At 49.3% G+C, this 23,198-nt stretch carries 19 protein-coding genes; 18 read left to right on the forward strand and 1 reads right to left on the reverse strand.

Going from position 1 to position 23,198, the window contains the following annotated elements:
- Positions 1-74: 74 nt before the first annotated feature.
- From Q4E64_RS11075 to Q4E64_RS11095, 5 genes are all read left to right on the forward strand, one after another.
- On the forward strand, positions 75-2,942 hold the full coding sequence (locus tag Q4E64_RS11075) for an ATP-dependent DNA helicase (protein WP_303167981.1): 2,868 nt from the start codon (positions 75-77) through the stop codon (positions 2,940-2,942).
- 26 nt (positions 2,943-2,968) lie between these two features.
- Complete coding sequence (locus tag Q4E64_RS11080) at positions 2,969-4,717, forward strand: site-specific DNA-methyltransferase (RefSeq protein ID WP_303167982.1); 1,749 nt, start codon at positions 2,969-2,971, stop codon at positions 4,715-4,717.
- Complete coding sequence (locus tag Q4E64_RS11085; protein WP_303167983.1) at positions 4,718-7,411, forward strand: TnsA endonuclease N-terminal domain-containing protein; 2,694 nt, start codon at positions 4,718-4,720, stop codon at positions 7,409-7,411.
- Positions 7,412-7,486: 75 nt separating this feature from the next.
- Positions 7,487-8,224, forward strand: coding sequence for a hypothetical protein (locus tag Q4E64_RS11090; protein WP_303167984.1), 738 nt, complete (start codon positions 7,487-7,489; stop codon positions 8,222-8,224).
- Between the two features lie 2 nt (positions 8,225-8,226).
- Entirely contained in the window at positions 8,227-8,805 is a 579-nt protein-coding gene (locus tag Q4E64_RS11095) for a hypothetical protein (RefSeq protein ID WP_303167985.1), read from the forward strand.
- Positions 8,806-8,924: 119 nt separating this feature from the next.
- Here Q4E64_RS11095 and Q4E64_RS11100 read toward each other — a convergent pair whose 3' ends face one another.
- A complete protein-coding gene (locus Q4E64_RS11100) occupies positions 8,925-9,455 on the reverse strand; it encodes an ECF transporter S component (protein ID WP_303167986.1) in 531 nt (176 codons plus the stop codon).
- Positions 9,456-9,672: 217 nt separating this feature from the next.
- Here Q4E64_RS11100 and pyrH point away from each other — a divergent pair, with 217 nt between their 5' ends.
- The 13 genes from pyrH to Q4E64_RS11165 all read left to right on the forward strand — a co-directional run bounded on the left by pyrH (position 9,673) and on the right by Q4E64_RS11165 (position 23,116).
- Complete coding sequence (pyrH, locus tag Q4E64_RS11105; RefSeq protein WP_303167987.1) at positions 9,673-10,398, forward strand: UMP kinase; 726 nt, start codon at positions 9,673-9,675, stop codon at positions 10,396-10,398.
- A 2-nt stretch (positions 10,399-10,400) separates the two neighbouring features.
- Positions 10,401-10,964, forward strand: coding sequence for a ribosome recycling factor (gene frr, locus Q4E64_RS11110; RefSeq protein ID WP_303167988.1), 564 nt, complete (start codon positions 10,401-10,403; stop codon positions 10,962-10,964).
- Positions 10,965-10,969: 5 nt separating this feature from the next.
- A complete protein-coding gene (locus tag Q4E64_RS11115; protein ID WP_303167989.1) occupies positions 10,970-11,203 on the forward strand; it encodes a hypothetical protein in 234 nt (77 codons plus the stop codon).
- On the forward strand, positions 11,187-11,351 hold the full coding sequence (locus Q4E64_RS11120; protein ID WP_293729168.1) for a 4Fe-4S binding protein: 165 nt from the start codon (positions 11,187-11,189) through the stop codon (positions 11,349-11,351). Before Q4E64_RS11115 ends, Q4E64_RS11120 begins: the two co-directional genes overlap by 17 nt.
- Positions 11,352-11,450: 99 nt before the next feature.
- Entirely contained in the window at positions 11,451-12,224 is a 774-nt protein-coding gene (locus tag Q4E64_RS11125; protein ID WP_368501588.1) for an isoprenyl transferase, read from the forward strand.
- 26 nt (positions 12,225-12,250) lie between these two features.
- A complete protein-coding gene (locus Q4E64_RS11130) occupies positions 12,251-13,126 on the forward strand; it encodes a phosphatidate cytidylyltransferase (protein WP_303167993.1) in 876 nt (291 codons plus the stop codon).
- 11 nt (positions 13,127-13,137) lie between these two features.
- Entirely contained in the window at positions 13,138-14,289 is a 1,152-nt protein-coding gene (locus tag Q4E64_RS11135) for a 1-deoxy-D-xylulose-5-phosphate reductoisomerase (protein WP_303167994.1), read from the forward strand.
- Between the two features lie 20 nt (positions 14,290-14,309).
- Positions 14,310-15,329, forward strand: a complete 1,020-nt coding sequence (gene rseP / locus Q4E64_RS11140; RefSeq protein ID WP_368501589.1) for an RIP metalloprotease RseP — start codon at positions 14,310-14,312, stop codon at positions 15,327-15,329.
- 16 nt (positions 15,330-15,345) lie between these two features.
- Positions 15,346-16,419: a flavodoxin-dependent (E)-4-hydroxy-3-methylbut-2-enyl-diphosphate synthase gene (gene ispG, locus Q4E64_RS11145; RefSeq protein ID WP_303167997.1), complete on the forward strand. Its 1,074-nt coding sequence runs from the start codon at positions 15,346-15,348 to the stop codon at positions 16,417-16,419.
- Positions 16,419-18,128 carry a proline--tRNA ligase gene (locus Q4E64_RS11150; protein ID WP_303167998.1) on the forward strand — a complete coding sequence of 570 codons (1,710 nt, stop codon included), beginning with the start codon at positions 16,419-16,421 and terminating at the stop codon, positions 18,126-18,128. Before ispG ends, Q4E64_RS11150 begins: the two co-directional genes overlap by 1 nt.
- 36 nt (positions 18,129-18,164) lie before the next feature.
- Positions 18,165-18,893: an MgtC/SapB family protein gene (locus tag Q4E64_RS11155; protein ID WP_303167999.1), complete on the forward strand. Its 729-nt coding sequence runs from the start codon at positions 18,165-18,167 to the stop codon at positions 18,891-18,893.
- A gap of 35 nt (positions 18,894-18,928) precedes the next feature.
- Positions 18,929-22,663 carry a PolC-type DNA polymerase III gene (locus tag Q4E64_RS11160; RefSeq protein WP_303168001.1) on the forward strand — a complete coding sequence of 1,245 codons (3,735 nt, stop codon included), beginning with the start codon at positions 18,929-18,931 and terminating at the stop codon, positions 22,661-22,663.
- A 30-nt stretch (positions 22,664-22,693) separates the two neighbouring features.
- Positions 22,694-23,116, forward strand: coding sequence for a DUF3783 domain-containing protein (locus tag Q4E64_RS11165; protein ID WP_303168002.1), 423 nt, complete (start codon positions 22,694-22,696; stop codon positions 23,114-23,116).
- Positions 23,117-23,198 lie beyond the last annotated feature (82 nt).

Raw genomic sequence — 23,198 nt, forward strand, 5'->3', positions numbered from 1 at the left:
TACACATTACCGTAATTTTTCAGAAGAATTTTTAGCTTTTGGTGAGGATAAGTCAAGTCGAAAGGATTGCGTTTATGTTTGATTTTAGGAATGCTAACGAAGGGCAGCGGCAGGCTATAGCTACAGCCGACGGTCCTGTCTTGATAACGGCCGGGCCTGGGACGGGTAAGACTTACACGCTGGTGCAGAGAGCGATTTATTTAATAGAAGAGTGCGGCGTCGAACCGGAAAATTTATTTATCGCTACGTTTACCGATAAAGCGGCGAAAGAACTAATTACGCGCATCACAAATGAATTATCCAGGCGAGGAATAACTGTAAATGTAAACGATATGTATGTGGGAACATTTCATTCTCTTTGCTTACGGATTTTGAAGGATAATCTGGAATATTCCAGATTACGCAAAAATTATCGATTACTGGATGCGTTTGACCAAAAATATACTGTTTTCCAAAATATTGCGCTGTTTCGCGACGTTCCCGGTATAGAAAATGTGCTTTCGCAGAAAAGCGCGTGGCAGCAGGCAGAAGAAATTTGCAGTTATGTGAGCAATTTATCGGAGGAAATGGTAACGCCCGAAGAATTACTAAAAGACGCTGACGCTGGCATTGCCGTTATGGGGAAGGTAATGCAAATTTACCAGAAAATTTTAACCGATGGTAATTTACTGGATTTTTCTTCGATTCAAGTTGAAGCGTATAATCTTTTATTAAAAAATCCTACGATTTTGGAGTGCTTGCGCTCGAAAATTACTCACGTCATGGTGGACGAATATCAGGATACTAATTACATTCAAGAGCAAATAATATTTTTGTTGGCGGGGGACAGAAAGAATATTTGCGTTGTCGGCGACGACGACCAAGGCTTGTACCGCTTTCGCGGCGCTACGATAAGAAATATTCTTGAATTTCCACAGCGGTTTGAGCCGGGCGAATGCAAGGTTGTACCGTTGGTTATCAACTATCGCTCTAATAGGGAAATCGTAGATTTCTATAACCGCTGGATGACGACAACCGAGGGAGAAAAATTTAAATTTAGTTGGAATAAATTTCGCTACGGCAAACGTATCGAGCCGCATAAGCAAAAGGTTTTAACAAGTCCTGCCGTCATTAAACTGTCGGGCGCAGATGACGTTGACGAATGGCATAATAATATCCTGGCTTTTATACATCGATTAAAAGAGTCAGGAAAGCTAACAAATTATAACCAGGTAGCTTTTTTATTTTATTCGGTTAAGCATCATCGCGTAAAGGCGCTGGCGGAATTTTTAGAGCGACATGATATAAATGTATATTCTCCGCGTTCCGATATGTTTTTTCAGCGCTTTGAAATAAAATTGGCGCTGGGATGTTTGATGCTGTTATTTCCTCGGTATGTGCAGGGATTGGAAAACGACGCTTATAACTTTCTGCATTCAGAACATACGGCGTATTATCGCGAATGCATCACGCTTGCTAACGAAGTAGTGGTGCAGCCGGAAAATAAAGAATTATTGAAATGGGTACGGCGTACCGGAAAAAGTCACTTCGGTTTACGAGGAACGACGGATTACGCATATTCCGGACTCTTGTATCAGCTTTTGGGGTTTGCACCGTTTGCCAAGATGCTGGATTGTAATTTGGACATCGGCGTGGTCGACATCCGTCCTGCAAGGAATTTAGCGAAACTTTCGCAGATTATAGGTAAGTTTGAATACTTGCACAGGGTAGATGTTTTGAATTCTAAGTATATTAACGTGAATACAGAAAAATTATTTAATCTTTATTTACGGCTTTTATATGACGGGGGCATAGCGGAATACGAGGACGAGTCCGAATATGCGCCGAGCGGCTGCGTTTCTTTTTTGACGATTCATCAGGCCAAAGGAATGGAGTTTCCCATTGTGTTGGTAGATTCGCTGGGAAATGTGCCGCGCACGCAGAGCAATGAACTGATGCGGAAGATTGAAGAACATTACTTCAAGCGGCCTGCGTTTGAACCTTACGAGCAGACCAAGTACTTTGATTTTTGGCGGTTGTTTTACACCGCCTTTTCACGCGCGCAGGATTTATTGATTTTGACTTGCAACGAAAACAAGCGCACGCCGAGCAAATATTTCCGCGACGTGTATCAGGAACTGCTTCCTGCAAACAATGAAGCGTTCCAATTAGCTGAGTTCGATTTTAAACCTATTAAAGATGTGAATATCAAACCGACATTTTCCTTCACTTCGCACATTATGGTGTATGAAACCTGCGCTTTGCAATATAAATTCTATAAGGAGCTGGAGTTTATGCCGGTGCGCGCCAACGCCATGCTGTTCGGTCGCTTGGTTCATGAAACGATTGAAGATATACACCGGGCGGCGTTAAGGAACGAGGAACAAAGAATTACGCCGGAGAATATCGCAAGTTGGTTTGAGGCCAATTATGCTTCGCTATCGAGGACGGAACATTCCTATTTAGCCGTACCGCAGCGCGAAGCGGCGCTGAAACAGGTGCTGCGTTACGCCGAGCGCCAGCGGGAAAACTGGGACGTAATCCAGCAGGCGGAGGTGGACGTCAGCCTTGTGCAACAGGATTACATAGTTGAAGGCAAAATCGATTTAATTAAAGGCGCTGGCGATACCGTTGAAATAGTAGATTTTAAATCTGAAAAAAAGCCGGATATGGAAAGCGAGCGAGCGCGGCTGGAGCAGTACCGCAGGCAGCTGCATATCTACGCTTATTTAGTGGAAATGCGTACCGGGAAGAAAGTCAGCAAAATGCACCTTTATTATACCGCCGAGGAAAACGGTGTGCCCACGGTGACGTTCCCTTATACCAAATCGGCGATTGAGGGGACGATGGCAGCCTTTGACGACACGGTGCAACGCATTATGCAAAAAGATTTCCGTAAGTGCGCTGATAACGCCAAAATTTGTGAGAACTGCGACTTTAGGTATTACTGCCAGAATAAATAAGCATAAGCCAAGGAGGCTGTACGATTATGAGTGAAAGCGAGCAACTATCCTTTGAATTTGCCCAGCGACCGACCATTAAGGGCTATCCTGAATTACGTTGGACTGGCAAGCGGCCTTATCTCTCTACCCAATACTACCCGGCGCAGCTGCGGGAAACTTATGGGGAAGCTACGAACGGATGGGTGAATAAAATTTTTTGGGGTGATAATCTGCAGGTGATGAGCCATTTGTTGAAAGAATATCGCGGGAAGATCGATTTGATTTACATTGACCCGCCGTTTGATAGTAAAGCAGATTATAAAAAGAAGATTGATCTCAAAGGCATTGGAAAAGCAGAAAGCGATAGCTCGTCATTTGAAGAGAAGCAGTACGGCGATATTTGGACAAATGACGAGTACTTACAGTTTATGTATGAGAGATTAATTCTCATGAAAGAGTTGCTTTCTGAGAAAGGCAGTATCTTTTTACATTGTGACTGGCATAAATCGTCATATCTTCGTTGCCTTATGGATGATATTTTCGGACAAAATTGTTTCAGAAATGAGATTATATGGCATTATGCAGATAACTTTCAGGGAAATGTAAGAGGATTTGCAACGAATCATAATAATATATTTTGGTATTCAAAAGGGCAGAAATTTACTTCAAACCCCATAATGATTCCTTTAGATAAACCTACAAAACGAGATAAACGTATATGGTCATCTGAACTTGGTAAGCTTGTTTCTGCGCGTAACCCAGATGGTAGTTTGATATATGAGATATTTACCGAGAAAAAAGCCGACGATGTGTGGGAGGTAGGACAAAGCTCAACGACCAAATCTGCAAGTAAGGAATTTTTAGGCTATCCGACGCAAAAACCTGAAAAACTACTTGAACGTATTATCAAAGCTGCGTCCAATTCTGATGACCTTGTTTTTGACTGTTTCATGGGCAGCGGTACAACGCAAGCCGTTGCCATGAAGCTTGGCCGCCGCTTTATTGGCGCGGACATCAATCTCGGCGCAATTCAGACTACTACTAAACGCCTGCTGTCCGTTGCGTCGGAACTGGAAAGCAAGATTCAGGATGAGCCAAAGTACACGGGCTTTGAGGTCTACAACGTCAATAATTACGACTTCTTCCGTAATCCGGTGGAAGCACACGACTTGCTGATTGCCGCACTGGAAATTCAGCCGTTTCCGCAGAGCAATGTCTGGGACGGCGAGTTGGACGGACGAATGGTGAAGATTATGCCGGTCAACCGCATTGCCATAAAGGCTGACTTGAAGGAATTGCTTGCTAATCTTCCGTATAAGACATATGAAAAACGCAAGGAAGAAAGTCCGCATCAGCCGGTGGAACGCATGACGATTGTTTGTATGGGGCATGAGCCGGATTTGAAAGGCGCGCTGGAGCAGGAACTGTCAGATTATAAGGTTGACGTTGAGGTTTTGGATATCCTCAGGGACAAGGCGGATTTGCAGCTCAAGCGGGAATCCGAAGCGGAAATTGTGCGTGAGGGCGATGAACTGGTTATCCGGGAGTTTTATCCGCTGAACCTGATGCAGAAATTATACCTGCAAAAAGAATACGTGGAGGATTGGCGGCAGCTTGTGGATTCCATCATGATTGATTGGAACTATGACGGCGTTGTCATGCAGCCAGCCGTAATTGATATTCCCGGCAAAAACGCAATGGTGAGCGGCGTTTATGCTATACCGGAGAACGCTGGTACGATTAAGGTAAAGATTACCGACCTGTTATCGGAGTCGCTGGAAATGGAGGTGCGCTAAATGGCGGATACCTATGCGCAGGAGTTTGCATTCAGCCAGCAGCTTTGGTACTACTATGTAGAGAATAGAGGAAAAATCCGTTCCCGCTACAACGACCTGACCAGAAAGTTCCTTGCGTACAATGACCGTGAAGAAAACCCTAAAGCGTTTTTGCGCAAGCCACAGTTTGAAGCGCTGGAGATGTATGTATTCATAAAAGAATTTATGAATAACCAACAGGTTTACGAGATGTTCGACGATTGGCGGAACCAACGCAACCGTTTTGCCGACGCTTCTTATTATTCTGTGGCTAGGAACGGACAAATCAGTTTGCTGGACGCCCCTACAGAAAAGCAGACGGACACGCTTTTCAAACAGATGAAGAAGTACCAGGAAAATTATCCGAACTATATCTATGCGCTGACAATGGGGCTGGGAAAAACTATTCTTATGGGAACGTGTATTTTCTATGAGTTCCTGCTGGCGAAGAAGTACCCGAAGGATAAACGCTTCTGCCATAACGCGCTGGTGTTTGCGCCGGATAAGACCGTACTGCAATCGCTGCGCGAGATCATGACGTTTGATAAGACGAAGGTCGTACCGCCGGAGTATGCAAGAGTACTGGATGCTAATATTAAGTTTCATTTTTTGGAAGAAGGCGGCACGGTTCTAAATACTATAGACGATTCGGATTTTAATATTATCATATCCAATACGCAGAAAATTATTGTTAAGAAGAAACGCAAGGAGGAAACGCCCGGCCAGGTTTTTTTCAATGGTTCAGCTTCCTTGCTTTCTGCGGTTTATGGCGGAGACGATGAAGACGACGCTTGGGACGATTCTACGTTGATGGACAATCAACGCTTCAAGAAGCTTTGCCGCTTGCCGCAGCTCGGCGTGTATGTGGATGAAGCGCATCACTTGTTTGGGAGCGAATTAGAAAAGCAAATCCGTTCTAGCGGAACGAAAAAGACGAGCCTGCGCGATACTATCAATCTTTTGGCGGCGAGCACTTCCATTGTGGCTTGTTACAATTACACCGGCACGCCTTATGTGAAGAATCAAATGCTGCCGGAGGTAGTTTATTCTTACGGATTACAGGAATCTATCTGGAACGGCTTTTTGAAAGACGCCGATCCCATCGGTTTTGAAAATGTTAAGAGCGGGGAGTTTTTGAAAGCTGCCGTTACTGAGTTCTGGAAAAGATACGGCGGTAGAACATACGAGGGATTGAAGCCGAAGCTGGCTGTTTACGCCGCCGGGATTGATGAGGCGGTAAATGAAGTAGCCCCGGCGCTGGAACGCATTCTTGCCGATTTGGGGATCCCGACGTCTACGATACTTGTCAACGTCGGCAACATTAAATACACAAAAGACGAGGATATCCGTAACTTCAATAATCTTGACGTAGCGGGCAGCGAGGGCAACGAGAAACAGTTTATCATTCTGGTAGAAAAGGGCAAAGAGGGTTGGAACTGCCGCTCTCTGTTCGGAGTTGCGCTTTACAGAAGTCCGACGTCCAAAATTTTCGTTTTGCAGGCAACTATGCGCTGCTTGCGCGCGATTACGGATGAACGCCTTACCGCGACAGTCTTTTTGTCGAAAGAAAATTATGATACCTTGGACGACGAGCTGCATAAGAATTTTAATATGGAACTCAAGGACATCAAAAATCCGTCGCAGAACGACCGCCACAGGTATAAGGTCAGGGTGCTGCCGCCGCCCAGAAGTATTATGCTTAAAAGAATTTGGCACGAGTATAAGATGCGTGAAAAAGCATATTCCGATCCAGTTGATTTCGGGCTGGCGGGGATGGATTTTTCTAAGTATATGAGCGTCATGTACGAACGGGACAGTATTGCGCGGGATACTACTACTAAGGAAATCAATATCGACCATCTTCGTGATAATATGAAGTACAGCGCATTTTCCCTTGCCGGGGAAATCGCCAGTTACATGAATATTTCCTGTGTTCTGGCTTCCAGAATTTTGCGAGAAGCTGCGGATGGGATTGACGTAATCTTAGAGGCAGTCAACAAATATAACGAAGTGTTGGACGATATAATTGTTCCGAAAATTTTTCATGCGTTATTTGAAATTACATTGGAAAAGAAAACGGAAGACAGGGAGCTGGTACTTTTAAGAGCGCCAAAGGACGCCGGTTATTACGAGTTCTCAGCTAAGGACGATTTAGTAATCACAAACCAGTATCCAGGGTTTACTCCAGCGCAGATAAGAAAGAGCTTCCATGCGGATACCTACTGCTTTGATTCTCGCCCGGAGCTGGAGTGCTTCATGCAGTACATTGTTAGCGAAAAGGTAAAAGAAATTTACTTCACCGGGATGTTTACAGCCAATCAGGGCGATTTGTCGATTTATTATTATGACCCGGAATCGGGACGAATTCGTCAATATTATCCTGATTTTCTCGCCAAGATGGCAGACGGTTCTTATCAACTGATAGAAGTAAAAGGCGATAACAAGATTGACGACGCCGTTGTGCAAGCTAAAAAGAGAGCTGCGGAAGAAATGGCAGTTGCCAGCGGCGTGCGGTATCTGATGTATGCAGGCAGCTATGTGCAAAGTCACCATATTCTTGATGAACAAAAGACAGGTAATACGGTTCTTTATAATTTAACTAAAGAACAAACCCTGTTTGGGGCAAAAGCAGCAGAAGAAGCAGAAGAATATGGGACGAAGCGTCGGCCTGTATAATACCTCTGTCAGCCGTCCTTTATACGAGCAAATGGCAGGGCAAAAATAATTTTTATAAAACGAGGAGAGATAATCATGAAAAAATTAACCACATTATTAGCTGGCATGATGATTTTTGGTATGACAGCCACAGCTATGGCGCAAGAAGAAGTACAGCAGGATTTGGTAACAAGGATAAGAGCTTCTGAAAGCGTTGCTGTTCAGGAAGAGAGAAAGGAAGAAAAAGAGTCCTTTAGCCAGCGTTTGAAAAAAGCTATGGCAGAAGAGCAAAATAAAAATGCTGCCATGAATATGGTCAGCACATTGCCGAAGGTTGCTATTATTTATATTAACAACGCTAAAAGTACTTATGATGCAGAAGTAGATAATGCACTTTTTAGATATCTGAATAAATCCTTGCCGGAAGATGTGTATGAACTAGTGGACGGCGCGCCGTATGCGGAAAAATTAAATAAGCTTGGATATATGGATATAGCTGATGCAGAGCGTGCTGATATAGTTGATGCATTTGCGGGCGAGGGTATAGATTATTGCATCTATCTTGAGGTTCAGCCCTTCGTTGCCCGTGATAAAATGACTTTCTTTACAGTCGGCAAAGATATCACCACAGCCGTACCGTTTAAAATGATTGATTTGGTTAATAATAAATATTTATATGTGGGCAAATATACGGAGAAAGCCTCCGACAGCACCATGATTGGCGGCATAGGCAATAAGTCTGTAGCCTTGAAGGCTCTCAATACTGTGGGACAAAAGATTGCTGCTGTGATTGACGTTCGCTTGCCAAAAGAAAAAGCTGAGGCAGTAAAATAACGATGTTGCTGAAGCTAAGAAATATTTGCAGGAGCAGTTTTTTATTATTCTTTCTGCTGGCTGTCGTTGCTTTTGGCAGTCAACAGAATATTGCAGAGGCACGGGAGAAAAGTAGCGTTATTTTAATCTTTAATAATCAGGCTGAAAAATACTACAACGCTAAATTAAATGCTATAGCAGAAGCGGAATTGCATAAAAAGATAGATACTATCTACATTGTTAAAGATAGCTCTGCTTATAATGACAAATTTAAGCAATCTCATTTTGGCGATAAGCTGGAAAAAATTTCTGAGATAGTAAAAGATAGCGGCGCTAAGTATTTTGTTTATACGGAATTGATGCCTTATCATTGGTCGGAGAATTTTAATTTTATCTGGCATACGAAGAAGATGACGGCGACAATGGGGCTGCGCATCATTGATTTAGAACGGCAGAAAGAAATTTTAAACAAACAATATTCTATGGAAATCAGGGATGAAACTGACTATTTTATAATAGGTAATCCATCCATGGCTAAAAAATCTTTGAAGGCCGTTTTATTTAAAGTGGGCGAAGCTATTTCTGCTTATTTGCCACTGTGAGCATAACGGAAACGGTATTCTGATTTTGATGACCATAATAGCTAAAGGGGCTGCCGCATTAGGCGATTTATTCTCGTCAATGCGGCAGCCCTTTAAACTATGTCATATTGTTTTTTGTTTTATTTTTCCTGCATTTTGCTGAAGCTTGTAAGCAGACCGCCCTTAAAGCACAGCAGTAAGCCGCCGATTGCGCCGACCGCCGCCTGTAATACCTGGTAGGGTAATTTCAGATAGGCGTAATAAGGAGTGCTGTAAATAAAGGCGCGCCCCAGAGAATAACCGACTACCATAATGATTGCGCCTAGGAAAACGCCCCAAGCGGCGTTCTTGAAGGTGACTTCGCCGTCGCGGTGAGCCAGTTTGCAGATAACTACTGCTTGCAGGCCGTGGGTAGCCAGGGAGACGAACATTGGCGTGGGGTAGAAGAACAGATCGCCCAAAAAGGCGCCTATGCCGCCGACGATAAAGGCTGCCTTGGCACTGGGCAGCAGAATAGCCGCCGTGCAGATGATAACGTCGTTTAAATACAGGCGACCGCCGGGAACCGGCATGCCGAACGAGCTCATGAGTATGTTCAGCGCCATAAAGAGAGCCGTCATACAGATGGCCCAGGTGGCGTTATTTCTTTTATTTGTCGATATGTTATCCATAAAAATACCTGCTTTCTATAGTTTGATGATAGAATTTATTATAATGCCATTTGATTATGTTGATATGACCAGAAAATAAAAATTTCTCAATGCCAGATTGAAGGGCGGCGCAGAGATTTACAGCTTCTTTGAAATTTCAACCTAGCCTAAAGCAGGAAATTTTGGTATAATTGTTGAATAGACAATAAGATTAAATAAAGTGTGGGAGGTTGTTGAATTGACAGAGTTAAAAAAATACAAACGCGTCGTTTTGAAGCTGAGCGGCGAAGCGATGGCCGGTGAAAAGGGCTTTGGCATCGACCCGGAGGTGGTTTACTCCCTGGCTAAGCAAATTAAAGAGGTTACGGAATTCGGCGTCGAGGTAGCCGTTGTTAATGGCGGCGGCAACATTTGGCGCGGTCTCAGCGGCAGCAATAAGGGTATGGATCGCGCTACCGCCGATTACATGGGTATGCTGGCAACTGTTATCAACTCTTTGGCTTTGCAGGATGCGCTGGAAAATTTGGACGTGCCGACCCGTGTGCAGACTGCGATTGAAATGCGTCAGATCGCAGAGCCTTATATCCGCCGCCGCGCTATCCGCCATATGGAAAAGGCCAGAGTGGTTATTTTTGCGGCAGGCACCGGCAACCCGTATTTTTCCACGGACACCACGGCTGCTCTGCGTGCGGCGGAAATTGAAGCGGACGCTATTTTGATGGCCAAAAAGGGCGTGGACGGCGTTTATGACAGCGATCCGGCTAAAAATCCCGACGCGAAGAAATTTGATAAGCTGGAGTACATCGAGGTTATTCAGCGTAAGCTGAGCGTTATGGATTCTACGGCTATCAGCCTGTGCATGGACAATAATATCCCCATCGTCGTATTCAATATTGATAAACCGGGTAATATTTTGCGTGCAGCAGCAGGTGAAGAAATCGGTACCCTGGTAGGAGGTAAATAATAATGGCAACAGTAAAAGAAATCACCACCGCTATGGAAGGTAAAATGCATAAATCCGTTGACGCCCTGCGCGTCGATTTAGCAAGCCTGCGCGCCGGTCGCGCTACTCCGGCTTTGCTGGATAAGGTTATGGTAGAATATTATGGTACGCTCACACCCGTTAACCAGGTGGCCAGCGTAACTGTTCCCGAACCGCGCATGATTGTGATTCAACCGTGGGAAAAGAACCTGCTGAAGGATATCGAAAAGGCGATTATGAAATCGGATTTGGGGCTTAACCCTAATAGCGACGGCGTGTGCATCCGCCTGAACCTGCCCCAGCTGACCGAAGAACGTCGTAAGGATTTAGTGAAGGTCGTTCACAAGAAGGCTGAGGAATACCGCGTAGTAGTGCGCAATTTGCGCCGCGACGCCAACGACGCTATCAAAAAAGCGGAAAAGGCCAAGGAAATTACTGAGGATGACGTTAAAAAGGGAACTGACCAAGTACAGAAGCTGACCGACAAGATTATGAAGGATATCGACGAGGTAGCGGCTAATAAAGAAAAAGAAGTTATGGAAGTATAATGGAAATGCCCAATGTATTGGCGCTGCCTTTAGAGGAAGCGACCCGCCGCCTGACGCAGGCGGGCTGCTCCTTTGATGTGGAGCTCTTGCTGCCGCCCCGCGGCGCAGAGGAGGACTTTGCCGGTCAGGCAGTGCGTAAATATGTAGTACGGCAGCAAATGCTGTCTGCTAATAGATTAGTTCTTACCGTTGTGTATAGATTAAGGAAGGAGGTGCGCGATAATGGCTCTGAAAATTGATAAAGACAGCTGCATCGGCTGCGGCGGCTGTGCTGCTACCTGCCCGGTTGGCGCTATTACTGAAGCCGACGGCAAATACGAAATCGGCGAAGATTGCGTAGAATGCGGCGCTTGCGCTGCTCAATGCCCGGTTGGCGCTATTGAATAATTCAAGGTTGCAAAATCAGGAAGGCGGCCTCTTGCTAGAGGCCTGCCTCTTCTTCTATTTTAAGACGAATGGAAAGGCTGGATTAGCGTGTTTAAAGGCTTGTTCCAAACAAGAAGTAAGGCAAAAAATAATATAGTTATGGATACCAACGGGCTGGATATGAGTAATATTCCCCGGCATATCGCTATCATTATGGATGGCAACGGCCGCTGGGCCAAGGCTCAGGGCAAGGTGCGCACCTATGGTCATCAGGCGGGCGCAGAAACATTGAAAACTATTGTAAGAGCGGCGGACAAGCTGGGCGTTAAGGTTATCAGCGCCTATGCTTTTTCTACGGAAAACTGGAAGCGTCCCGTGACGGAGGTTAACTTCATCATGGAGCTTTTGAGCCGTTATCTGACGAATGAAATCGACGAATTTAACGAAAATAATGTGCAGGTGCGTTTTATCGGCTCGCGCGAGGGCTTGCCGGACATCGTCAAGCAGAAAATGGATCATGCCATAGAAGCAACTAAAAACAACACCGGCATCATTTTGAATTTGGCTATCAACTACGGCGGTCAGGCTGAAATTCTGCACGCGGTACGCTCTATTGCGGCGGAAGCGGCAGCCGGTACCCTGGACGTAGAGCAAATAGATAATAAGGTGGTGGAAAGCCATCTTTATACCGCAGGGCTGCCTGCGCCGGATCTTTTGATCCGTCCCGGCGGCGATCTGCGCATCAGCAATTTTTTGCTGTGGCAGATTGCGTATGCTGAAATCTGGACGACAAAGGTCTTTTGGCCGGAATTTACTCCCGATCATCTGGTAGAGGCCATTTTGGCTTATCAGGGCAGGGAACGACGTTTTGGCGGCTTAGTGGACAAAAAGTAAATTGAGAAACAGGGTGTTTAGATAAGATGTTAACGCGTATTATCACCGGCTTAGTTGGCATTGCAGCGGCTATAGCCATTATTACAAAGGGCGGTCTGGTGTTTTCTGCCGCCGTGCTGCTGCTGTCCGCCGTGGGCTGGTATGAGTACCACAAGATGGCATCCTCCAAGGGCTATCATGTTTATCCGCTGACTTCGGGACTGGGCAGCTTATTGCTGGTTGGCATGGCGGCGTTGGGCTATTATGTGGAAATGGAGCAGGTCTTTACCTTGGCTTTTATGCTGATGCTGACGGCTCTGTTTTTCATATTTAACGCTATCGAGGGCTTATGGCATCATTGCATGCGCGATGATAAAAACTGGCTTGCTAATACGGCCTTGTCCATGTGGGGCATGCTGTACTGCGGCTTGCTGTTTGCCCATATTATTATCCTGCGCGTGTTCGACGGCGGGCCGCATATCGATTTGGGCTTCCGCGTTTTTGAGTACGGCGAGGTCTGCCTGTGGGTGGTGCTGCTGGGCACCTGGGCCAGCGATACCTTCGCTTATTTCTTTGGCCGCGCCTTCGGCAAAACGCCTTTTTGCAGCGTCAGCCCCAAGAAATCCTTCGAGGGTGCAGTCTGCGGCTTCGTAGGCTGCTTTATTACGGTTTTGGCGCTGTGCATACTCTGCCTGGGCGTTTCCCTGGCGCAAGCTGTGGCGGTGGCGCTGGCAGTAGCCTTTTTCGCTCCGGTGGGCGATTTAATAGAATCCATTATTAAGCGTTCCTTTGAAATCAAGGACTCCGGTAATATTTTCCCTGGGCATGGCGGCGTGCTGGACCGTTTTGACAGCCTGCTGTTCACCGCGCCCGTGGTTTATTATTTAATGCTGCTCATCAGCATTTTCGGTATGTACCAATAATGAGGTGCAATATGAAGAATATTTCTCTTTTAGGTAGCACAGGCTCTATTGGCCGTCAAACCATAGAGGTGGCTGCCGCAAATCCTGATAAAATGAAAATTTGCGTGTTGGCGGCTCACACCAGCGACGAGTTGCTGGAGCAGCAGATTTTGTCCTGCCAGCCAGATCTGGCGGTGCTGTCGGACAAGGAGGCCGCGGCGCGACTACGTAAGCGCTATCACGGCAGGACAGAGATTCTGGCCGGGGAGGAGGGCCTTTTGGCCGCCGCTACTTATGAGGGCGCGGATACAGTGCTGGCGTCCATGGTTGGTTACGCCGGGCTGCGTCCTACGATGGCGGCGATAAAATGCGGTAAGAATATTGCGCTGGCCAACAAGGAAACCCTGGTGGCGGCAGGCAGCCTGGTTATGGAGGCCGTGGCTGAGCATAAGGTAAGCCTGACTCCTGTGGACAGCGAACACAGCGCTATTTTTCAGTCCCTGCGCGGGGGCAGGGAAAATGAGGTTAAGCGGCTGATTATTACAGCCTCCGGCGGGCCTTTCCGCGGCAAAAAACGCAGCGAGCTGGCCGAAGTGACCTTGGCTCAATGCCTGCATCATCCTAATTGGAGCATGGGCAAAAAAATTACGGTGGATTCTTCTACTTTAGCTAATAAGGGTTTGGAGGTTATCGAGGCTCACTGGCTGTTTGATATGCCTTATGAAAAAATCGACGTGGTGGTGCATCCCCAAAGCATCGTCCACAGTCTGGTGGAATTTTGCGACGGCAGCGTTATTGCGCAGCTGGGCGAGCCCGATATGCGGCTGCCCATCCAGTACGCTTTGAGCTGGCCGGAGCGCTATTCCTACAGCTTTGAGCAGCTGGATTTGGTAAAGGCCGGAACGCTGACCTTTGAAGCGCCGGATACGGAGGCCTTCTCTTCGCTGAAGCTGGCCGTGGAATGCGGTAAGGAGGGCGGTACGCTGCCCTGTGCCTTTAATGCGGCTAATGAAGAGGCGGTTTACGCCTTTTTGGCAGATAAAATAAAATATCTTGATATCCCGTATATTACGGCGAAGGTTACGGAGCTGCACCATAATGTGCTGCGGCCTGCCATCGAGGATATTGAAGCGGCGGATGCGGCTGCGCGTCTGGCGGCAAGGGATATCATTGCGTCCTTGTAATTTGCTTGTGAGGGAGGTATATTTTGTTAACAATATTAGCGGCAATTTTTGTTTTTGGCGTTTTGGTTACGGTTCATGAATTCGGTCATTTTATTACAGCTAAAATGACAGGCATGCGCGTCGATGAATTTGCTATCGGCTTCGGCCCTAAAATTTATCAGCAGAAGGACGGGGATACGCTGTACAGCCTGCGCGCTATTCCGTTAGGAGGCTATAATAAAATTGCCGGTATGGACCCGGACGATCCTGCGGAGCCGGGCTCCTTTAAATCTAAATCCATTCCGGCGCGGATGCTGGTTATTCTGGCTGGCGCATTGATGAATTTCCTGCTGCCCGTGCTGCTGTTCACCGGCATTTTCTTTGCGCAGGGCTCGGAGCGCGTGCTTAACGAGCCGGTGCTGGGCAATGTTATGGTGGGCATGGCTGCCGATAAGGCGGGGCTGCGGGCCGGAGATAAAATTTTGACCATCAACGGCCAGCCGGTGCAGGATTGGCAGGCTATTGTTACGACGCTGCGGGCCAACGGCACTAAGGAGGTTACGCTGACTGCTGAAAGTAACGGCGCGGTTAAGCAGTATACCATGCAGCCGGTTTACGATGAAGAAGCCAAGCGCCCCTTAATCGGTATTACGCCTAAATTTGAACGCATCAAAATGGGCTTTACCGAGTCCGTTAAGGAAGGCTTTAGTTACACTAAATATATTATTTTCGCTATGGTGGACGGCCTGACGAAGATTATCACGGGCAAGGCTCCTGCCGAGGTGTCCGGGCCCCTTGGCGTGGCGCAGATGGCGGGCCAGGTAGCGGAAAAGGGCTTGCTGCCTTTAATGAATTTCGTTGCCTTTCTGAGCATCAATCTGGGCGTTATCAATTTGCTGCCGCTGCCGGCTTTAGACGGCGGACATTTTGTGCTGCTGCTGCTGGAGGGCCTGCGGGGCAAGCCTTTGGGCAGCAAGGCTATGAACAATATCCAGATGGTAGGCGTAGCCTTGATTTTGGCTTTGACCGTCTTTTCTACCTTTAAGGATATAACACGTTAAGAGGTGAGGAAGGTTGTTGGAACGTAGAACTACACGCCAGCTTCATGTGGGCGGCGTACTTATCGGCGGCGGCGCTCCCGTCGCCGTACAGTCCATGACTAATACCCATACGGACGATGCGGCGGCGACGCTGGCGCAGATTAAACAGCTGGCGGAGGCCGGCTGCGATATCATTCGCTGCGCCGTGCCGGATATGGCGGCTGCCGAGGGCTTAAAGACTATCTGTAAGGAAAGCCCCATACCTGTTATCGCCGACATTCATTTTGATTACAGGCTGGCTTTGGCCGCTATTGACGCTGGGGTCGACGGCCTGCGCCTGAATCCCGGCAATATCGGCGGAGAGGATAGGGTGCGTGCGGTGGTGGAGGCCGCCAAGGTGCGTCAGCTTCCTATTCGCATTGGCGTCAACGCCGGCTCCCTGCCCAAGGATCTGCTGGAAAAATATGGGCACCCCACCGCGGAGGCCATGGTGGAGGCAGCGTGGCGTCACATTCATATTTTAGAGGATATGGATTACCGCAATATTAAGATTTCCCTTAAGGCTCACGATGTGCCGCTGACTTTGGCCGCTTACCGGCTGATGGCGGCTCAATGCGATTATCCGCTGCATGTGGGCATTACCGAAGCCGGCACCGTCAACAGCGGTATTATTAAATCGGCTGTGGGCATTGGTACGCTGTTGGCCGAGGGCATTGGCGATACTATCCGCGTTTCGCTGACCGGCGACCCGGTAAACGAGGTAAGGGTAGCTTACGATATTCTTAAAGCTTTAGGACTGCGCGAGCATGGGCCGACGCTTATCAGCTGTCCTACCTGCGGCCGCACGCGCATCAATCTGGAGAAGCTGGCGCTGGAGGTAGAACGCCGTCTGGCGAATATCAGCGAGCCCATCAGCGTGGCCGTTATGGGCTGCGTGGTCAACGGCCCAGGCGAAGCCAGAGAGGCTGACGTGGGCTTGGCAGGCGGCATCGGCGAGGGACTTATTTTCCGCAAGGGCCAGGTGCTGCGCAAGGTTTCCGAGGATAAGCTGATCGATGAATTATTCACTGAAATAGATAAAATTTTACTGGAGAGGAAGGTATCCCTTTAATGAGAGTTACAAAAATGTATGCACCCACCCTGCGCGAGGTGCCGTCCGAGGCTGAAATTGCCAGCCATCAGTTGCTGCTGCGCGCCGGTTTTATGCGTAAATCTACTAACGGTATGTACACTTATCTGCCACTGGCTTGGCGCGTAATCAAAAAAATTGAGGCCATCATCCGCGAGGAAATGGATAATAAGGGCGCTCAGGAAATTATGATGCCGATTATGCAGCCGGCTGAAATCTGGCAGGAAAGCGGCCGCTGGGGCGCTTACGGCGCAGAGATGATTCGTCTGAAGGACCGTCACGGCCATGAATACTGCTTAGGCCCGACTCACGAGGAAATGGTGACCACCGTGGTTAAGAACGATGTGCGTTCCTACCGCCAGCTGCCGTTGAATCTGTATCAAATTCAGGATAAATTCCGCGACGAGCGCCGTCCCCGTTTTGGCTTGATGCGCAGCCGTGATTTTATTATGAAGGACGCATATTCCTTCGACCGCGACGAAGCCGGTCTGGAAGAGTCCTATCAGGAAATGTACGACGCTTACACGAAAATTTTTACCCGCTGCGGCTTGAACTTCCGTCCGGTAGAGGCTGACAGCGGCGCTATCGGCGGCAGCGGCAGCCATGAGTTTATGGTGCTGGCCGAAAGCGGCGAAGCGGAAATCGTTTATTGCTCTGCCTGCGATTACGCAGCCGACGTGGAAAAGGCCGAGCTGCATACGATTAGTGCGCCGGAGGAGGCCGAGCTGCCTATGGAAAAGGTAGTAACGCCGGACTGCAAAACTATTGCCGATGTGTGCGCTTATTTGCAGGCGCCTGTGGACCATTCCATGAAGGCCGTGGCCTTCCAGAGCGAAAAGGGCCTGATTCTGTGCTTTGTGCGCGGCGACCATGAGGTTAACGAAATTAAGGTTATCAATACCGTAGGCGTTAGCGAGGTGGAAATGGCCGAGCCGGAGCTGCTGGCTAAGGCTGGCACTGTGGGCGGCTATATGGGTCCTGTAGGCATGGATCCTAAAAAAGTAATTATCGTTGTAGACCAAAGCGTTATGCAGATGCACAATATTTGCTGCGGCGCTAACGAAGAGGGCTACCACTATATCAATGTAAATCCCGGTCGCGACTTCACTCCGACCTATGTGGCCGATATCCGTCTGATGGCCGAGGGCGACCCCTGCCCGCACTGCGGCGCGGCGGTTAAGAAGGCCCGCGGCATCGAGGTAGGCCAGGTGTTCAAGCTGTTCACTAAATACAGCCAGGCTATGCACGCTACTTATTTAGATGAAAACGGCAAGGAGCAGCCGATGGTTATGGGCTGCTACGGCATCGGCGTGGGCCGCACTATGGCCGCAGCCGTCGAGCAGAATAATGATAAGGACGGCATGATTTGGCCGGCCGCTATTGCTCCGTACCATGTATTGGTAGTTCCCGTAAACGTCAAGGACGAGGCCAGCAACGCCAAGGCTGAGGAAATTTATCAGACGCTGCAGAAGGCTGGACTGGAGGTAGTCATTGACGACCGTAAGGAGCGTCCGGGCGTAAAATTCAAGGACGCGGACTTGATAGGCTATCCATTGCGCGTAGTAGTGGGTCCCAAAACCCTTACTACCGGCGAGCTGGAGGTTAAGGTGCGCCGCACCGGCGAGGTGAAGATGCTTCCTTTGGACAGCGACTATGCGTCTGCGTTGAAGGAGATGCTGCACAGCCTGTAGTAAGAAAAGCGCGCAAGCGCTTTGAGGAGGTGCAAAATGTTTGAAAATATACCCTGGCTTCATAGCCAGGAGGTAGTTATGGTTGTCCGGCTGTTGGCAGCTGCTGTCCTGGGCGGTATTGTCGGTCTGGAAAGGGGCAGCGGCGACCGTCCGGCCGGCTTCCGTACCCATATTTTAGTATGCGTAGGCTCAGCGCTGTTTATGCTGGTTTCCATGTACGGCTTTGACGAGTTGGAACCTGTTACAGCCTTGGCGGAGGGCGACCTGGGGCAGCGGCGCGATTCGGCGCGTATTGCCGCACAGGTAGTCAGCGGTATCGGTTTTCTGGGCGCAGGCACGATTCTGCATGAGGGCATGACGATCCGCGGCCTGACAACTGCCGCCAGCCTGTGGATGGTGTCCGCCATCGGTTTGGCTGTTGGCAGCGGTATGTTCTTCCTCAGTACTGTGGCTACGCTGATTACTATGATTACTCTGGTAACCTTTCATACCTGGGAAAAGCGTTTTGCCGCTACCAGCCGCAGTGACCGCCGCTTTGTACGCGTCGTTACGGGCAATCGTACCGGAGCGATTACCGATATTACCGGTTATCTGTCTTTGAACAGCGTGCAGGTAAGGTCGTTGAACGTAAAGAAGGATAAGGATAAAAACTGCCTGGTCATCGACCTCTATTTAAAAATAGGGAAAACTGCGCCGGAGGGAGCGGATATCGTGCGCGGCCTGCAGGGTATCGACGGCGTAATCAGCGTGGAAAACGCCAAGTAAGTTTTTTGTTGTTATGGCTTTGAAAGGACGAAGGAATGCAAACTAAATATTGCATGATGCCTGATGAAAATAAATTTTTTGCCTTTTTGGCCGCTCAGTCATTTTCGGGCAGCGAGCTGATGCAGCTGCGGCTGATGCATATCAGCCAGATTTGCGTTGACGAAAGCGCCTGCCAGTGGGAGGTACATTTCAGCTGTGCCGCTCATTTGACGGAGGGTTTGCTTCAGGCGGCGGCGGAAAAATTAGCCGCCGCTTTTTCTTTGCGGCAGGTTGATATGGTCTGCGACGGCGACGGCAGTAAATGCCAGCTGCCGCCGAAGGAACAGGAGCCGGAGGTTGTTTTTACGGACTGCACGGGCGAGCCCTTGCCGGAGGAATTGCCTTTGCCGCCGGAGCCGCCGTCTGTGGAAATAGGCGCGGCGGAGCCGGAGGAGCCGCCCTTGTGCGAGCCTCCGGAGGAGCCGGATTACGACGCCAATGCGGAATTTAGAGCAGCCTACGACGCTTTGTACGGCGCCAAGAAGGACGACGGCCTGTTGTGGGGCAAAAAAATTAAAGGGCCGGTGCGCACTATAGATTCGCTTACAGAAGAAGAAAATAAGGTCGTTATTGAAGGAACCTTTGTTAAAAGTCTGGATAAGGACGGCAATTTGCAGACCTTTATCGAGCATGAGCTGCGCAGCGGCGATATTATGCTGAACTTTAACGTCAGCGACGATACTAACGGTATTTTTGTCAAAATGCGCTTTCGTAAGCAAGAGAACGGCAACGCCCGCAAGGACTGCAACGATTTTAAGAGCCTGCTCAAGCCGGGCATGCGCCTGCGCTTGCAGGGCAATGTGGCTCCCGATCGCTTTGCTTTTGACGAAATGACTATGACGCCCTTTGGTATTATGAAGCTGGAGAGCGCGGCGCAGCGTATGGATAACGCGCCGGAAAAGCGCGTAGAGCTGCATTGTCATACGAAAATGAGCAAGATGGACGGCCTGACGCCTATGGAGGGCCTGGTTAAGCAGGCTATCCGCTGGGGGCACAAGGCTTTGGCCATCACCGACCACGGCGTCGTGCAGGCCTTTCCGTTTTGCTTTGACGCTGCCGAAGGCAGCGACTTAAAGCTGATTTTCGGTATGGAGGGCTATCTTATCAGCGACCGTAAGCAAAGGGGCGCCGATTTGGACCAAGAGCCCACGGATACTATTAAATCCAGCCGCGCTCCTAAAATACGCAGCAACCACATTATCATTCTGGCGCAGAACGAAACCGGCCTGCGCAATTTATATAAGCTGGTTTCCATCAGCCATCTGCGCTATCTGAACAAACGGCCGCTGCTGCCGCGTCAGGTTATTGCCGAATACCGCGAGGGTTTGATTTTAGGCTCGGCCTGCGAGGCCGGCGAGCTATATCAGGCGGTACGCAATGGCGCCAGCGACGCAGAGCTGGAGGAAATCGCCAGCTTCTACGACTATTTGGAAATTCAGCCCACGGGCAATAATATGTTCTTAGTGCGGGAAAATATATGCTCACTGGAGGATTTGCAGGAGCATAACCGTAAGATTTATCAGCTGGGCAAGCGCCTGAACAAGCTGGTGGTGGCTACCTGCGACGTGCATTTCCTCAATCCGGAGGACGCGCAGCTGCGCGCTATTTTACAGGCCGGGCAGAATTATAAGGACGCCGATTTGCAGCCGCCGCTGTATCTGCATACGACGGAGGAAATGCTGGAGGAATTTGCTTATCTCGGCAAGGAGGAGGCTTACGAGGTAGTCGTAACGAATACCAATAAGATTGCCGATATGATCGAACGCTTTAAGCCGGTGCCGGATCGCGACCAGCTGTATTCGCCGTCCATTCCTGGCGCGGAGGACGCCGTAAGGAACTTGTCCTACGCCAAGGCTCACGAATGGTATGGCGACAAGCTGCCGGAGGTGGTGGAAGCGCGTCTGAAAATGGAGCTGGACGCTATTATTGGCCATGGCTTTTCCGTACTGTACTTCATCGCGCATAAGCTGGTTAAACATTCGCTGGACCGCGGCTATCTGGTAGGTTCCCGCGGCAGCGTCGGCTCCTCCTTTGTGGCGACGATGCTGGATATTACGGAGGTTAACGCCCTGCAGCCCCATTATCGCTGCCCACACTGCCGTCACAGCGAATTTTTCCTCAAGAACGAGGTGGATTCGGGCTTCGATTTGCCGCCGAAGGATTGCCCGGAGTGCGGCGCGCCTATGCTGCGCGACGGACACGATATTCCTTTCGCCGTTTTCCTGGGCTTCCATGGCGACAAGGTTCCCGATATCGATTTGAACTTTTCCGGCGGCATCGACCCGGACGATCCCTCCGCTATGTCGGATCAGTCCGTGGCGCATAAATACACCGAAGAGCTTTTCGGACGCGATAATGTGTGTCGCGCCGGCACCATATCCACTATTGCCAATAAAACGGCGGTGGGTTATATCAAAAAATATTACGAGGAAAAGGGCGTGCATGTGCATCCCGCCCGTATAGCGGCGCTAGTGGAGGGCTTCGCCGGCATCAAGCGCACCACGGGCCAGCATCCCGGCGGCATTATGGTTGTGCCGCGCAATATGGATATTCACTATATCACGCCCATGAACCGTCCGGCCGACGATAAAAACGGCGATACCATTACGACCCATTACGATTATCACAGCATCAACGATCGTTTGGTTAAGCTGGATATTCTGGGCCACGATGATCCCATGGTTTTGAAAATGCTGGAAAAATATTTGCAGGAGGACGTGGATCCCAATTTTGACCCCAAGCATATCCCCATGGGCGACGAGGAAACCCTGCGTATTTTCCAAAATACTACGTCCCTGGGCGTTACGCCGGAACAGATAGGCAGCGACGTGGGCACTTTCGGCATTCCGGAGTGCGGCACGGCCTTTGTCCGGCAGATGATCAAGGACGTACAGCCGAAAAAATTCAGCGAGATCGTGCGCGTGTCCGGCTATTCCCACGGCACGGACGTATGGCTGAACAATGCGCAGGATTTAATTAAAGAGGGCAAGCCGGTAGCGGAAACTATTTCCACCCGCGACGACGTTATGACGCATTTGATCAGCAAGGGCGTGGAGCCCAGCCTGGCCTTTAAAACTATGGAGCATGTGCGTAAGGGCAAGGCTGCCAAAAAGGGCTTGGAGCCGCAAATGCTGGAGGCTATGCGCGCCGCCCAAATACCGGAATGGTACATTAAATCCTGCGAAAAGGTGCAGTATCTGTTCCCGAAGGCTCATGCCGTAGCCTACGTTTTGATGGCTTACCGCATTGCCTACTGCAAGGTGCATTATCCTAAGGAATTTTATGCGGCCTACTTTACCGTGCGCGCCAAGGATTTTGATTACGCCAACGTGGCCAAGGGCCTGCCCTATGTAAAAAATTTCATCAAAAATGTTTATCAGCAGGGATTTAAAGCCAGCGTACTGGATAAATCCACCGTTACCTATCTGGAATTGGCTAACGAAATGATGGAGCGCGGCTTTAAATTTACTCATCTCGATTTGTACGAATCCGACCCGATTAAATTCCGGGTTACGGAGGAGGGCCTGATGCCGCCGCTGGCAGCTTTGGGCGGCGTGGGCGAAAGCGCGGCCAAGGCTATCGCCGCCGTGCGCGATAAAGAACGGCCCTTTATTTCCCAGGAGGATTTGCGCCAGCGTGCCGGAATCAGCAAGAGCGTTATCGAACGGCTGGCAGAGGTGGGCGCGCTGCAAAATCTGCCGGAAACCAATCAAATAGATTTGTTCAGCTAAAAAAGCTGACGTTACGCTTATGGAGGTTATATGCAAAAAATTATTTTGGCCTACAATTTTGCACCAGAGCGTTTGCAGGCGCTGCGCTTGGCCTGCATGATGCTGAAGGTGCAGCTGCGCTCCGTGCCGCGCAGCGAATTATTGCAGCCCTTGGGTTGCTTGGCTGGCGCGGCCGGTGTGGAGGCTGTGCAGGAAGCGTACGCAGGCGAAGAGGCTGCGGAGGAGATGCTGGTGCTGTGCGGCTTTACCCGGCCTGATTTGGACAGGCTGCTTGTCGCTATCAAAAAGGGCAAGCTGAAGCGGGTGGCGCTCAAGGCCATGCTGACGCCCTATAATATGCAGTGGAGCGGATTGAAATTACAGCAGGAGCTGGCGCAGGAGCACGCCTATATGCACGGTAAAAAAGCGCCTAAGCCTAGGCATTTTGCTGCGGAAACGAAAGCGGAAGGATGACAGAGCCGCGACCGACATGGTATAATGTTGTACACAGCGATTCGCGAGCTGAAAGCGAAGCGAGAGCTGATGTACAACATAT

The sequence above is a fragment of the Phascolarctobacterium sp. genome, assembly GCF_030531065.1.
Lineage (GTDB): Bacteria > Bacillota > Negativicutes > Acidaminococcales > Acidaminococcaceae > Phascolarctobacterium_A.